This window comes from Streptomyces sp. VRA16 Mangrove soil (genome assembly GCF_017377775.1).
In the GTDB taxonomy this organism is placed as follows: domain Bacteria; phylum Actinomycetota; class Actinomycetes; order Streptomycetales; family Streptomycetaceae; genus Streptomyces.
In genome coordinates, this window is record NZ_JAFVLN010000002.1 from 86,178 (window position 1) to 100,438 (window position 14,261).

Annotated in this window: 11 protein-coding genes; 6 read left to right on the top strand and 5 right to left on the bottom strand. The window is 72.8% G+C overall.

Annotated elements, in window-relative coordinates; translation table 11 throughout:
- The first annotated feature begins 96 nt into the window (after nt 1-96).
- Genes J3486_RS06355 through J3486_RS06365 form a run of 3 tightly spaced genes read left to right on the top strand, consistent with a single transcriptional unit; the run spans nt 97 to nt 3,544 of the window.
- Entirely contained in the window at nt 97-1,431 is a 1,335-nt protein-coding gene (locus J3486_RS06355; protein ID WP_207819048.1) for an MFS transporter, read from the top strand.
- Entirely contained in the window at nt 1,428-2,606 is a 1,179-nt protein-coding gene (locus tag J3486_RS06360) for a GAF domain-containing protein (RefSeq protein ID WP_207819049.1), read from the top strand. The genes J3486_RS06355 and J3486_RS06360 overlap by 4 nt, the downstream gene beginning before the upstream one ends.
- Nucleotides 2,607-2,638: 32 nt before the next feature.
- Nucleotides 2,639-3,544, top strand: a complete 906-nt coding sequence (locus J3486_RS06365) for a polysaccharide deacetylase (RefSeq protein ID WP_207819050.1) — start codon at nt 2,639-2,641, stop codon at nt 3,542-3,544.
- Nucleotides 3,545-3,563: 19 nt separating this feature from the next.
- Here J3486_RS06365 and J3486_RS06370 read toward each other — a convergent pair whose 3' ends face one another.
- The 4 genes from J3486_RS06370 to J3486_RS06385 all read right to left on the bottom strand — a co-directional run bounded on the left by J3486_RS06370 (nt 3,564) and on the right by J3486_RS06385 (nt 7,176).
- The gene (locus J3486_RS06370; RefSeq protein ID WP_207819051.1) at nt 3,564-4,169 is read right to left on the bottom strand and encodes a response regulator; all 606 of its coding nucleotides are present in this window, start codon (nt 4,167-4,169) and stop codon (nt 3,564-3,566) included.
- Between the two features lie 82 nt (nt 4,170-4,251).
- Entirely contained in the window at nt 4,252-5,379 is a 1,128-nt protein-coding gene (locus J3486_RS06375) for a sensor histidine kinase (protein ID WP_207819052.1), read from the bottom strand.
- A gap of 38 nt (nt 5,380-5,417) precedes the next feature.
- A complete protein-coding gene (locus J3486_RS06380; RefSeq protein WP_207819053.1) occupies nt 5,418-5,819 on the bottom strand; it encodes a hypothetical protein in 402 nt (133 codons plus the stop codon).
- A 97-nt stretch (nt 5,820-5,916) separates the two neighbouring features.
- A complete protein-coding gene (locus tag J3486_RS06385) occupies nt 5,917-7,176 on the bottom strand; it encodes a hypothetical protein (protein WP_207819054.1) in 1,260 nt (419 codons plus the stop codon).
- A 489-nt stretch (nt 7,177-7,665) separates the two neighbouring features.
- On the opposite strand from J3486_RS06385, the gene J3486_RS06390 reads away from it, so the two are divergent.
- From J3486_RS06390 to J3486_RS06400, 3 genes are all read left to right on the top strand, one after another.
- A complete protein-coding gene (locus J3486_RS06390) occupies nt 7,666-10,605 on the top strand; it encodes a peroxidase family protein (RefSeq protein ID WP_207819055.1) in 2,940 nt (979 codons plus the stop codon).
- Nucleotides 10,592-11,977, top strand: a complete 1,386-nt coding sequence (locus tag J3486_RS06395; RefSeq protein ID WP_207819056.1) for a hypothetical protein — start codon at nt 10,592-10,594, stop codon at nt 11,975-11,977. The genes J3486_RS06390 and J3486_RS06395 overlap by 14 nt, the downstream gene beginning before the upstream one ends.
- 76 nt (nt 11,978-12,053) lie before the next feature.
- Entirely contained in the window at nt 12,054-13,202 is a 1,149-nt protein-coding gene (locus J3486_RS06400; RefSeq protein ID WP_207819057.1) for a serine hydrolase, read from the top strand.
- Here the strand turns inward: J3486_RS06400 and J3486_RS06405 are convergent, their stop codons facing one another.
- Nucleotides 13,203-14,258, bottom strand: coding sequence for a hypothetical protein (locus J3486_RS06405; RefSeq protein WP_207819058.1), 1,056 nt, complete (start codon nt 14,256-14,258; stop codon nt 13,203-13,205). It lies immediately after the preceding gene.
- Nucleotides 14,259-14,261 lie beyond the last annotated feature (3 nt).

Genomic DNA, 14,261 nt, shown 5'->3' on the forward strand with positions numbered 1-14,261 from the left:
TCAAAAGCTTCTCTCGTTGTCCGCCGGGCCGTTCGCACGGCCCTGCGCGGCATGCCCTTTCCGCAGCACGTCCCCCTGCCGAACTGAGGGTTTGACATGTCGTCAGCCAATCGGGTCCGTGTCCCCGGCACGGACCACAGGCCCCCGAGAACCGCCGGCGCCCGCCCCACGCGCACCCGTTGGAAGGTGTTCCTGCTCCTGCTGGGCATCGTGTCGCTCAACTACATCGACCGCGGCTCCGTCTCGGTCGCCCTGCCGCTGATCACCGAGGATCTCCATCTGTCGAAGGAGGTCACCGGCTTCGTCCTGAGCGCGTTCTTCTGGACGTACGCGCTGATGCAGTTGCCCGCGGGCCGGCTCATCGACCGGTTCGGGCCGCGCCGGATGGCCGGTGGCGCCTGTGTCGGCTGGGGCGCGGCGACCGCGCTCACCGCGGCGGCGACCGGCGTCGGCTCGCTGCTCACGGCGCGCCTCGCGCTCGGCGCCGTCGAGGCCCCGGTGATGCCGGCGGGCGGCAAGCTCAACGCCCAGTGGCTGCCCGCCGAGGAGCGCGGGCGCGGCGCGGTCCTGATGGACGGCGGCGCCCCGCTCGGCTCGGCGCTCGGCGGCGTCGCCATCTCCGGTCTCATCGCCTGGACCGGCAGCTGGCGGATCAGCTTCGTGGTCGCCGGTGCCGCGACCGTGGCCGTCGGCTTCTTCGCCCTGTGGTTCCTGCGCGACACCCCGCGCGAGCACCCCGGTGTGAACGACGCGGAGGCCGAGCACATCGAGAAGGCGCACGCGGCCGAAGACGCGCTGGCCGCCGGCGGCGACCGCCCCGCCAAGCTCTCCGACTACCTCAAGTACCGCTCGTTCTGGGGCATGTGCCTGGGCTGGATGGGCTTCAACGGCGTCTTCTACGGCCTGCTCACCTGGGGCCCGCTCTACCTCTCGGAGACCAAGGGCTTCGACATCAAGTCGATCGGCTGGTCCACGCTCGTGATCTTCGGCGCCGGGTTCGTCGGCGAGCTGATCGGCGGCTGGCTCAGCGACCACTGGCGGGCGCGCGGCGGGGGCGCCAACACCGTGCAGCGCACCCTCATGGGGACCGCGGGCGCGGCCGTCATGGCGGGACTGCTCGGGGTCGTCCTCGTCCCGGACGCGACGACGGCGGTCGTCCTGCTCTCCGTCGTCCTGTTCTTCCTGCGCTGGGCGGGCCTGTACTGGGCACTGCCGTCCACGCTCGGCGGCCGGGCGAACGCCGGTGTGGTCGGCGCCGCCATGAACCTCTCCGGGAACATCGCCGGGATCGTCACCCCGATCGCCGTCGGCTTCATCGTCGGCGGCACCGGCTCCTACACCTGGGCGCTGCTCTACTTCGTCGGCGCGGGCGCCCTGTTCACCGTCTCGTCCCTGGTCATCGACTACTCGAGGAGGCTCGCCGTCCGATGAGCGAGAACCGTCCGATGAGCACGAAGCGTCCGCTGCGCGTGGGCATGCTCACCCCGTCGTCCAACACCTGTCTCGAGCCGGTCACGTACGGCCTGCTGCACGGCGCCGGCGGAGCCGCCACCGCGCACTTCGCCCGGGTCCCGGTGACCCGGATCGCCCTCGACGCGGGCAGCGACGCCCAGTTCGACCCGGCGCCGATGCTGGCCGCGGCCCGGCAGCTGGCCGACGCCAAGGTCGACGTCCTCGTCTGGAACGGCACCTCCGGCTCCTGGCTCGGCATCGAGCGCGACCGCGCCCTGGCCGCCGCGCTCACCGCCGAAACCGGCATCCCCGCGACGACGTCCACCCTCGCGCTCCTGGACGCCTGCGCCGCGTACGGCGTGACGCGCCTCGGCCTCGCGCTGCCGTACACCCGTGACGTCGCCGAAGCGATCGTGGCGACGTACGCGAAGGAGGGCCTGGAGTGCGTCCTCGCCGAGCCGTTCGGCGAGGACGACAACGAGGCGTTCGCCCGGATCCCGGCGGCCGACGTGGCCGGGCAGATCGAGCGGGCCGCAGGCGACGGCGCGCACGCGGTCGCCGTGGTCTGCACGAACGTGTACGGCGCCTTCGAGGCCGAGCGCCTCGAACCGGCCCTGGGCGTCCCGGTGTTCGACTCGGTGACGGCGACGCTGTGGCGGGCCCTCGGCCTCGCGGGGGCGGCCCCGTCCTGGAGCGGGTACGGCACCCTGCTGCGCGACGGCGCGCTGCGCGCCCGGGTCCAGTCGGTCCTGACGGAGCTGCTCGGGGCGACCGGCGCTGACCGTACGACGTTCCGCGTGGACCTGCCCGGACACGGGCTGCACGTCGACCTGACGGCGGGCGAGGCGCTCGGCCCGGGAGTGCGCTCCATCCGCCGCGACGCCTCGCTCGACCAGCGCCGCCTGAACACCGTCGCATGGCTGGAGGCCGAGCGCCGCCCGCTCGTCCAGCCGCACTTCCGCGACGCCCCGCACCCGCCGCAGGCGCTGATCGACGGGTACGGGGTGCGGGCGCAGATGCTCTCCCCGGTGCAGACCGGCGGCGCGCTCACCGGCTGGATCTCCGTGCACAGCCTGCGCGAGCGCGAGTGGAGCGCCGCCGACCAGCAGGCCCTCGCGGCGGCCACCGCCGAACTCACGACCCGCCTCACGTGACCTGAATCCCTTACAGACAGGAGCAGTTGTTCATGCCCAAGGACATCCAGATCGCCCTCGGTGTCGACGTGGACGCGGTCGCCGGCTGGCTCGGCAGCTACGGCGGCGAGGACTCCCCCAACGACATTCAGCGCGGTGTATTCGCCGGTGAGATCGGCACGCCGCGCCTGCTCAAGCTCTTCGAGCGGTACGACATCCGCACCTCGTGGTTCATCCCGGGGCATTCCATCGAGACGTTCCCCGAGCAGACCCGGATGGTCGTCGAGGCGGGCCACGAGATCGGCGCGCACGGCTACTCGCACGAGAACCCCATCGCGATGACCCCGCAGCAGGAGGAGGACGTCCTCGCCAAGTCGGTCGAACTGATCGAGCAGTTCACGGGCCGGGCGCCCAAGGGATACGTCGCCCCGTGGTGGGAGATGTCCGAGTCGACGGCGGCGCTGCTGCACAAGTACGGCTTCTCCTACGACCATTCGCAGAACTACCGCGACTTCACCCCGTTCTACGCCCGGGTCGGCGACTCCTGGACGAAGATCGACTACTCGGCCGAGGCCAAGGACTGGATGAAGCCGCTCGTGCACGGCCACGAGGTCGACCTCGTCGAGTTCTGCGGCAACTGGTACGTCGACGACCTGCCGCCCATGATGTTCAACAAGCACGCGCACAACAGCCACGGGTACGTCTCGCCGCGCGCCCTGGAGCAGGACTGGAAGGACCAGTTCGACTGGGTGCACCGGGAGTTGGACTACGCGGTCGTGCCCGTCACGCTGCACCCGGACGTCTCCGGGCGGCCGCAGGTGCTGCTGATGCTGGAGCGGTTCATCGAGTACGTCTCCGGGCACGAGGGCGTCTCGTTCGTGACGCTGGAGGACGCCGCGGACGACTTCCGCCGCCGGTTCCCGTTCGAGGGCACCGAGCGCCCGGCCGACATGCGCTGACGGGCGTCCCTGCCGGTCCTTACAGCCAGCCGCGTTCGTCCGCCGCCCGCAGCGCCTCCATCCGGTTGCGGGTGCCGGTCTTGGCGATGACGGACGACAGGTAGTTGCGGACGGTGCCCTCGGAGAGGAACAGGGCGGCGGCGATGTCCGCCACCGAACCGCCGGCGCGGGCGGCCTCCAGGACGTCCCGTTCGCGGGCCGTCAGGGGTGAGTCGCCCGCGGCGAGGGTCGCCGCGGCGAGGTCGGGGTCGACGACACGTTCGCCGCGCACGACGCGGCGGATGGCGTCGGCGAGCGCCTCCGGCGGGGCGTCCTTGACCACGAATCCGACCGCCCCCGCCGCCATGGCCCGGCGCAGATAGCCGGCCCGGCCGAACGTGGTGAGGATGACGACCCGGCATGCGGGCATCTCACGGGTGAGCAGCGCGGCCGCAGCGAGCCCGTCGAGGCCCGGCATCTCGATGTCGAGCAGCGCCACGTCGGGGCGGGCGGCGCGGGCCGCGTCGACGACCTTGTCGCCCCGGTCGACGGCGGCGACGACCTCGAAGTCGCTCTCCAGGTCGAGCAGCGCGGACAGGGCGCTGCGGATGAGGTCCTGGTCGTCGGCGAGCAGCAGCCGGATCACGGGGTGCCTCCTTGGGTGGGTGGGCCCGGTCGCTTCGCCGGGGCTGCCGGGGCGCGGCGCCCCCGGCGCAACGGCCGCCGCCTCACGGGGCACCTTCCCGATCGGCCGTCGGCACCGTCACGCGCAGCACCCATCCGCCGTTCTTCCCCGGTCCGGCCGCCACGGTGCCGCCCGCCGCCGCGACCCGTTCCCGCAGCCCCGCGAGGCCGTTCCCCGCGCCGGGGGCCGGGCTTGCCGTGCCGTCGTCGTGGATCTCCACGGAGGCCGGGGTGAGGGTGACCGTGCACCGGCCCGCCCGTGCGTGGCGCACGACGTTGGTCAGCCCCTCGCGCACGGCCCAGCCGAAGAGTTCCTGGTGCTCGGGGGGTACCTGCTCGGTCGACGTGGGGAGCCGGGCGGTGATCCCGGCCGCCCGGAGCAGTTCGCGGCCGCGGGCCAGTTCGCCGGCGAGGGTCGCCTCGCGGTAGCCGGAGACCGCGGCGCGTACGTCGGCGAGCGCCTGCCGCGACAACTGCTCGACCTCGGTGATCTCGTCGACGGCGCGCGGGGATCCGGCGGTGGCCAGCTTGCGGGCGAGGCCGCTCTTGACGGTGATGACGGTCAGCGAGTGCCCGAGCAGGTCGTGCAGATCGCGGGCGATGCGGTCGCGCTCGGTCTGCCGGGCGAGCCGGGCGACCTCGGCGCGGGCCTCGACCAGGGCCCGGTTCGACCCGGCGATCTCCGCGAACGCGTACACGGTCAGCGCGGTGAAGACCAGCGCGATCGCCTCCAGCCAGGCGGGCCCGGTGTGCCAGGGCCGCACCGCCCAGGGCACGATCAGCGCGGCGAGCGCCCCGGCGGCGACCAGCACCGGAGCCCGGCGGGGCAGCCGGAGCGCGGCGCCCGAGACGAGCACCGCGCACAGGAAGAAGGCGAATTCGTGGGCGAACGGCAGGGCCGCGACGAAGAGGACGGACAGGACGGCGAACAGCACCGTCTCGCGCCACCCGGCCCGGTCGCGGATCGCGTTCGCCGCGAGGAGGTAGCAGACTCCGAAGGCCGCCACGATCGCGTACCCGGCGACGGCCGCCGCGCCCGTCGCGTACTGGGCGACGCCCACGGCGGTGACGACGGGGTAGGCGAGCATCCCGGTGAGCAGGACCCCGCGCCGCCACCCCAGGGCCCAGCGCTGGGGGTCGTCGCCCGGGGGCCGGGCGGCCTGCTCGTCCATGCCGCGCACGCCAACACCGGCGCGCGGGCCCGGCAGGGTCACGAGGCCGCGAACAGCGAGCGGACGGCGCGGCCGTTCGCGACGACCACGCAGCCGAGCAGCAGGAGCCCGCACACGCTCTGCTCGACGCGCAGCCACACCGGGAACATGCCGGGCAGCGTGACGATGACGACGACGGCCACCAGCATCGCGGCGGTCACGATCCGCAGCCTGCGGAAGGCGCCGCGCGAACCGCGGGCCGCGCGGCTCGCGAAGACGTACGTGAGCACGGCGCTCGCGGTGACGAGGACGGTGCGCACCCACACCGCGTCGTCGACGACGGACGCGTGGTGGCGCAGGGCGATCACGGCGGCGAGGGTCACCACGCTGAGGGCGAGGTACCCGGCGACGAGTCGCTTGACGGGACGGAGGGCCTGAAGGTGCCGGTTCGTGGAGTTCATACCGTCATGGTCGGCTCGGGGACCGGGTCGGCGGCAGTGAGTTCGTCCACGCGCCGGCCATGACATTTGTCAGGGGTGCGCCCCCGCGGCCCGCGCCCTAGAGGACGTCTCCGAACTCGCTCAACACCCCTTGCGGGGCCAGGGCGTTGACGTAGTGGCCGGGTCCGTGGTCCTCGAAGGAGTACTTGAAGGGGAGGGAGCGGGTCAGGGCCAGGCGCGCCGCGAAGAACGCCAGCGGGGCCACGACGGCGAGCCCGGCGAGGCTGTCCATCTGAGGGTAGGGCAGCGCGGGATCGCGGCGCTCGATCCAGCCGTGACCCGCCGCCCGGCGCGGGATCGCCGCCATGCGGCGCAGCCGCAGCAGCGGGCTGGTCCCGGTGAGCAGGTCGCCGGGGAGCGAGACCGCGTCGACCGCGGCGTCGGCGGCCGCCGTGAACGCCGCGTCCAGGCCGTGCCGGGTCCTGCGGTAGTGGAACTCCCGGCCGAAGGGCGCGTAGGGGCCGACGGGGCGCGGCGGCAGGGCGGGCACGACGTCGCGGTCGTAGATGTAGCGCAGCAGCCGGTCGCGGAGCACGTGGTTGCCGTGCCCGTCGGTGGCGCGCTCGCAGGCCGCGGCGAGCGCGGGCCCGCCGATCATCGGCTGGCCGAAGGTGTAGACGGCCCGCAGACAGCGGGCGATGTGGGCGTAGCGCGGTTCGTGGACGAGGGTGACCGCCATCAGCGCGGCCATCGCGGCGCCCAGGCTGTGCCCGGTGATGTAGAGCGCTTCGAGGCCGTCGCTGCGCTCCCCGCGCTCCTCGGGGTCGATGGACTCGCCGCGCACGGCGCGCTCCAGCGCTTCGAGGACCAGATAGCGGGTGGCGCGCATGTTGCGGTAGAAGCCGGCGTGCACCTGGTACGGCTCGGCGTCGCCGAGGTCGACGCGGAGCGTGTCCGGGCGTACGTCGGCGTCGGTGAGGATGCTGATGATGTCCTCGGGCTGGGTGCCGCGATAGCAGAGGATCGCGATCCTGCGGTCCCGGTCCTGGACGAGGTACGCCGCCGAGGCGATGTAGAGGGCGTCGACGCGCTGCTCGAAGACCCGGCAGCGGGTCTTCTCCAGGCCGAGCCGGGTCGCCATCATGGCGACGGTCTGGGCGTCGCCGCCCTGGTCGAACCCCGCGTACGCGTAGGCGGACAGGGTCGCCAGCACATGCGGCAGGATGCCGTCCGGATCGGGGTGGCCCTTGTCCTCCAGGAGCCGGTCGGGCAGGTCGGCGTAGACGGGGAAGCCCCGGCCGTCCGGCTCCAGGACGGTCGGTTCCTTGAGGGGGCGCAGGTCGGCGAAGCCGGGGCCGTGCTCGGTCGTGTCCCGCATGGGGGCACCTCCCTGGGCGGGCTGCCGGGACCTGTCCGGGAGCAGGCCGCACGGCTGCTGACCGGCGCCTCGCGGCGCCGGTCAGCGGGGTCCGGTGGGCGCCGCGGCGGGCCGTGTCCGGACCGGGCCCGCGGCGAGCCCTCAGCCCACCACCGCGGCACCGGGCCGTCAAGGCGTCGCTGACCGGCCACCAGCGGGACGGTCGGGTGGGGCGGATGGGAGCCGGGCGGCGCACGGTGGGCCCCGGCGATCTCGGGGCGGGCCCAGCCGTCGCCGACCTTGCCGCTGACGAGCCCGAATCCGCTTATCCGTACGGGAGTTCGTGCCCGACGGAGCCGTCGCGACATGGCGGGAACGCACGCTGCGGGCCCCGAGAGCGCGCCGATAGCGTCGCTGGCCCCTCCCCCGTGCGCGTACCGACATGTCCGTGCACACGCCCCGCAGTACGACCTCCCGACGTATCGCACCACACGACAGGGACGGCAACCGATGTCCGAGACCGAACGTCACACCTCATTCCCGTCAGGACAGTCAGCGCTGTCAGCGCTGTCAGCGCAGTCTTCCTACCCGTCATCACAGTACGAGCGGTACGAGGGCGGCAGCCCCGAGGCCGAACGCCTCGTCTTCCAGCGCCTCGCCCGCGACATCATGCAGGTCCAGGTCGCCAACCGCAGGGCGAGCGGCGCCCAGAACTTCGAGCGGACCTTCCACGCGAAGGCCGCGCTCGGCGTGGAGAACGCCCGCCTGCGCTTCAACGACGACCTGCCGGCCGCGCTCAGCAACGGCTTCGCCCGGGCCGGCGCCGAGTACCCGGCGACGGTGCGGCTCTCCAACGCCAGTGGCGTGCGCGGCCCGGACGGCGCGCCCGATCTGCACGGCATCGCCGTGCGCGTCCAGGTCACGGGCGACGAGAGCCACGACCTGCTGGCGACCAGCTACCCGGTGTCGCACGCCCGCGACGCCCGCGAGTTCGTCGCGTTCGCCCAGGCGATGGCCGGGGCCCGCAGCCAGCTGGAGAAGGCCTACGCGCTGTTCGTGAAGCTCCCCCTGGCCGTGGGCCCGGGGACCGCGGACCGGATGCGGCGCAACGTCCAGGCGGCGACCCGGCACACCGTCAACAGCCTGGCCCGCGAGACCTATTGGAGCCGCGGCGCGATCCTGTGGGGCGAGGCGGGCCCGGTGCGCTATCTGCTGCGCCCGGCCGTCGGCGGCGCCGCCGAACCGCGCCCCGACCGCAAGGACCCGAACTTCCTGCACAAGGAGCTCGCGCAGCGCCTGTCCCGCGACGACGTCTCCTTCGACCTGTGTGTGCAGCGCTACGTCGACGAGCGCCGGACCCCGGTCGAGGACGGCTCGGTGGAGTGGAAGGAGGCGATCACCCCGCCGATCCCGGTGGCCCGCCTGACGATCCCGGGTCAGGACATCACGACGGCCGAGGCGCGTTCGGCGGCCCGCCGGGTCGAGGAGCTGGCCTTCAACCCCTGGTTCACCACGGAGCAGTTCAGGCCGCTGGGCAATCTGAACCGGGCCCGCAAGGTCGCGTACGAGGCGAGTGCGGCACAGCGCGGCGGCACCCGCTTCACGACCGAGGAGCCGCTCAGGAACAAGATCCTCGACGTGCCCGTCGAGATCACGTTCCGGATCCTGAACCGGGTGGTTCCCTGGTATCAACTCCCGCTGGACGCGAGCCTGTTGAACCTGGTGTTCCTGCGCAAGGCGCTGCGCCGCCTCAACCTGATCGACACCGATGTGCCGGAGGCCCCGCCGAAGGCGCAGCCGGTGCCGGTGCCGGTCGACGAGCGGCTGCGCACGGCACGCTCGTACGACGGGACGTACAACGATCTGTCGTCGCCCGAGATGGGGGCAATCGGCGCGGCGTTCGGCCGCAACCTGAAGCCGGTGTACCGGCCCGACCTCTTCGACACCCCGAACCCGGTGACGGTCAGCCGCCAGCTGCTGACCCGGGACAGCTTTGTCCCGGCGACGAGCCTGAACATCCTCGCCGCGGCCTGGATCCAGTTCCAGGTCCACGACTGGGTGAACCACCGCCGCTACAAGGAGGGCGGCAGGACCGTCGAGGTGCCGCTGCCGCCCGGCGCGGGCACCTGGGTGAACCATCCGAACGGGCCGCAGGAGAACGCGATGCGGTTCGCCGAGAACGAGGGGATCGAGCTGCCCGGCGACCAGCCGCCGATCCTCTTCGGGAACACCGCGTCGCACTGGTGGGACGGCTCCGAGGTGTACGGCGGCGACGAGCAGACGGCCCGCGCGCTGCGTGAACCGGACGGCGGGGCACGGCTGTTGCTGGACGGCGGGCACATCCCGATCGACCGCACCGGCATCCCGATCACCGGGTTCAAGGACAACTGGTGGATGGGGCTCAGCGCGATGCACACGCTGTTCGCACGCGAGCACAACACGGTGTGCGACGCGCTGCGCGCCGAGTACCCGTCGATGAGCGAGGAGCGGATCTACCACACGGCGCGCCTGGTCGTGTCCGCGCTCATCGCGAAGATCCACACGGTGGAGTGGACGCCCGCGATCCTCGCGACGAAGGCGATCGACATCGGTCTGCGCACCAACTGGGAGGGCCCGCCCCGCAACTGGCTCAACCAGCTGGGTCTGTGGCTGCTCGAATCGCACTCGCTGACGGGCATCCCGAAGACGACGCCCGACCACCACGGGGCGCCGTACTCGCTGACGGAGGACTTCGTCACCGTGTACCGGATGCACCCGCTGATCCCGGACGACTACGAGCTGCGCGAGCACCACTTCGGGCAGCGCCTGGAGACGGTCACCTTCACCGACATCCAGGGGGCGGCGGCCGAGAGCCAGATCCGCAAGACGGGGCTCGCCGACACGCTGTACTCGTTCGGCATCGCGCACCCGGGCGCGATCACGCTGCACAACTACCCGAAGTCGCTGCAGCACTTCCAGCGCGACGGGGAGATCATCGATCTGTCGGTGGTGGATCTCGTACGGACCCGGCGGCGCGGGGTGCCGCGCTACAACGACTTCCGTGCGGGGCTGCACAAGGAGCGCATCCGCCGCTTCGAGGACCTGACGCAGGAGCCGGAGACGCTCGCCCGGCTCAAGGACGTGTACCGCGACGTCGACGAGATCGACACCGTCGTCGGTCTGTTCGCGGAGAACCCGCCGACCGGGTTCGGTTTCTCCGACACCGCGTTCCGGATCTTCATTCTGATGGCGACGCGGCGGCTGCAGAGCGACCGCTTCCTCACCGTCGACTACCGCCCGGAGATCTACACGCCGCTGGGCATCGACTGGGTGGAGAAGGGCGGCATGAAGTCCGTCGTGCTGCGGCACTGCCCGGAGCTCGCGGCCCTGATGCCGCGCGAGGCGAGCGCGTTCGCGCCCTGGCGGCCGGTGCCGCCGGTCGAGAACGGGGCGGCGCATGACGGAAACTGACGCTGGAACAGCGGGCCACAAGGGCCTGGACGACCTGCTGGCCCGCCCGTTCCTGAAGACGGTGTGGCGGCGCCGTACGCACCGCGTCTCGCGGGGCGCCTCGGTGCCGGCCGGCTCGATGAGCTACCGCTCCGCGCACAAGCCCCAGCCGCTGAGCGAGCTGGAGGAGGCGGTGCTCATCGCGGTCACCGGCTCCACCGGACTCACCATGCCGGACCGCCCGTTCGAGGACCCGCGCGACGGCAAGCCGATCATGTCGAAGCCGAACCTGACGATGACGGGCCGCACCGCGGGCAGTCCCGACAACGCGCAGGGCACGCACTTCTTCCTGATCAACGACAGCGGCACGTACTTCCTGCGCAAGCTGCCGCCCGCGCCCCAGGAGCCGTTCACGGCCGAGGCGCTGGTGGAGCGGGCGCGGAAGACGAAGGTGCGGGTCCTCGACCACCGGCTCGACGTCGCCGAGGGGCTGCGCGACTTCCCGGCGTACCTGGACTCGAACCGCTTCCTGTCCAATCTGCCGGGGACGACGGTGCTCCTCCCGGTGGTCGACCTCTCGCACCAGTACATCAACGCCCTGATGTATCTGCTCACCCAGCCCGACGGGGCGCGGCCGACGCTCGTCGACGACCGCAATCTGTACCGTCCGGCGGGCGTGAAGAAGTGGATCGACAACGGCTTCCTGAACAAGGACCTGAAGCTGCCGCTGGGCTCGCTCGGCCCGATGCGCACCCAGATCGAGGCGGACCTCCTCCTCCAGACGGTGATGCTGACGGCGGAGGCGATGGGCCTGGGCGCCTGGATCCACGCCTCGATCAACCCGCAGATCGCGCTGGGGGACCCGAAGTTCAACAAGAAGTACGGCAGGATGCTCGGCTTCACCTTCGTCACCCCGCGCTGGCGCCTGGCCGACCTGTGGCGCTGGCACGTCCCGCTGCCGAAGTACGCGAACCTGCGCTCGCACCCGGTCGGGCTCACCGACCCGGCGACGGGCGAACCGCTGATCGCGGCGGCCTGTCCGCCCACGCACGCCTCGATGTCGGACGCCGTGGACGCGGTCGTCGAGTCGAAGTTCGGCACCGGCGGCACCTACGGCGACAAGGACGTCTTCGCCCGCATCTACAAGGAGGACTACGGGCAGCGGTATCTCGCCGAGGCCAGCGAGTACGACGCGCGGGTCATCGACTGCGCCCGTGACATCTGTACGTACATCCTGGCCACGCACCGCCGGTTCCCCGCGCACACGGACGCCATCCACGTGCCGGGGATCTGGCTCCAGACACATCATGTGGAGGACGAGTACTACGAGCGCTTCTTCACGAACGGTCTGACCGACGTCCATCGCGCGCACGACACGCTGTGGGACGGTTGACCGATGAGTTGAGCGCGGTTCGGCGGTCACTCTTCTCGTACGACGTTTTCCGGATGTCCGCAGAAGGGTGACCCCGATGACCGACACCTCGACCCACGGCCTCGCCGGCGTTCTGGCCCCGCACGTCACGAAGGGCCCGGTGCCGGGGGCCGTGGGCCTGGTGGCGCGCGGCGACCAGGTGGAGGTGGCCGCCGTGGGCCACTCCGACACCGAGGGCACGACGCCGCTGGCCCGCGACTCGATCTTCCGTATCGCCTCGATGACCAAGCCGATCACGGCGGCGGCCGTGATGACGCTGGTCGACGAGGGCCGGATCGCCCTCGACGCGCCGATCGCCCACTGGCTGCCCGAGCTGGCCTCGCCGAACGTGGTCAGGGACCCGCACGGCCCGGTCGAGGACGTGGTCCCGGCCGCCCGCGCCCTCACCGTCGAGGACCTCATGACGTTCCGGGCGGGCTGGGGTTTCCCGTCGGACTTCTCGCTGCCCGTCGTACAGCTGATGTTCACGCTGCTCGACCCGTTCGCCCCGAAGACCCTGCCGGACCCCGACACCTGGCTCGCGGCGCTCGCCCGGATCCCGCTGCTGCACCAGCCGGGCGAGGCGTGGCTGTACAACGCGTGCTCGGACATCCAGGGCGTCCTGATCCAGCGGGCGACGGGCACCTCGCTCCCCGACTTCCTGGCCGAGCGGATCTTCGAGCCGCTCGGCATGAAGGACACGGGCTTCGAGGTGCCGGCCGCCGCCCGGGACCGCTTCACGCATCTGTACGCGCCCACGCCGGAAGGCGGTGCCCGCCTGGTGGACACCCCGGACGGCCAGTGGACCGGCCTGCCCGCGTTCCCCTCCGGCGCGGGCGGGCTGGTCTCCACGGCCGACGACTGGTGGGCGTTCGCGCGGATGCTGCTGGCGGGCGGCGGCGACGTGCTGTCGGCCGACGCGGTGCGCCGGATGACGACGAACCATCTGACCGACGCCCAGCGCGCGGAGATCGAGATCTTCACCCAGGGACAGGGCTGGGGCTACGGCGGCTCCGTCGACGTGGAGCGCCACGAGCCGTGGGAGGTGCCGGGCCGCTACGGCTGGACGGGCGGCAGCGGGTGCGCCGCGCATCTCACCCCGTCGACCGGGACGGTCACGGTCCTGCTCTCCCAGTACACGATGACCGGGCCGACGCCGACGCCGATGATGCGGGACGTGTGGGCGTACGGGGCCGGGGCCCGGTAGTCACTCGGTGCCCCGGTACACGACCCGGCCGGGGAAGACCTGGTCGCCCGCGCGCAGCCACAGGCGCAGACAGGCGAGGGTGTCGCCGGGCCTGCCGCCCGCCGTGAGCCGCACGTCGTCGGTCTGGGTGTGGCGGCGGGCCTCTCGGTAGGGCCCGGCGGGCAGGAACACCTCGACGTCGTGCCCGGCGGCGTGCGCCGTGCGGGCCGCGTCGAGCACGATGCCTGTGGCGTCCTCGGCGTAGCGGTACCACCAGCTGGTGGGCGGGGCGGGCGGCAGGTGGACGACCGAGCAGACCGCCTCGGCGGCCCGGACCAGGGCGCGCACCCGCTCGGGGGTGGCGTCCGCGGTGCGGTCCACGGCGTCGAGGCGGCGGTCGAGCTCGGCCGCGTAGGCGTCGCGCACGTCAGGGTCGCACAGCAGCGCCGATCCGCCGGTCCACAGCCCTTCCAGGAGATGGCACAGGGACGCGTCGAACTCGCCGATCCGCAGGGCGATCCGGGACAGTTCGCGCAGCCCCGCTCCGCCGGGGGTACGGCGGGTGCGCAGGCCCGCCCGGCCCTCGGGGGCGGGCGGCAGCAGTTCCTCGTCGTAGCGGCCGGGCAGCTCGTGCCAGCGGCCCGGCGGGGGCGGGTCGAGCTGTGCGGCGCGGCGGCGGAACGGGGCCGCGTGGCGTTCGGGCAGCCGCAGCAGGGTGAGGTGGTACCAGCGGCGCAGCCGGTCCTCGTCGTCGGGGCCCGCGGCCGACGGGGGTACGGCGCCGGGGGCATAGTCCTCGACGGCGGCGGACTTGGCGAGTTCGGCGGCCGGTTCGGCGAGCCCGGCCGCCGCGGGCCGCTCGGGGCTCCCGGGGCGCAGCCGCGGCCACGCCCCGTCGGCGGCGGGTGCCCCGCGCAGCGCGTCGAGGCCGGCGAGGAGCCGGGCACCGGCGGGCGCGCCCGGATCGTCGGGTGCCGCGTCGAGGGCGGCGCGCAGGGTGGCGCGCAGCGCGTCGACGGCGGCGGCCGTCGCCGTGCCGCACAACGACCGTTCGGCGGCGAGGAGTTGCTCCAGCACCTC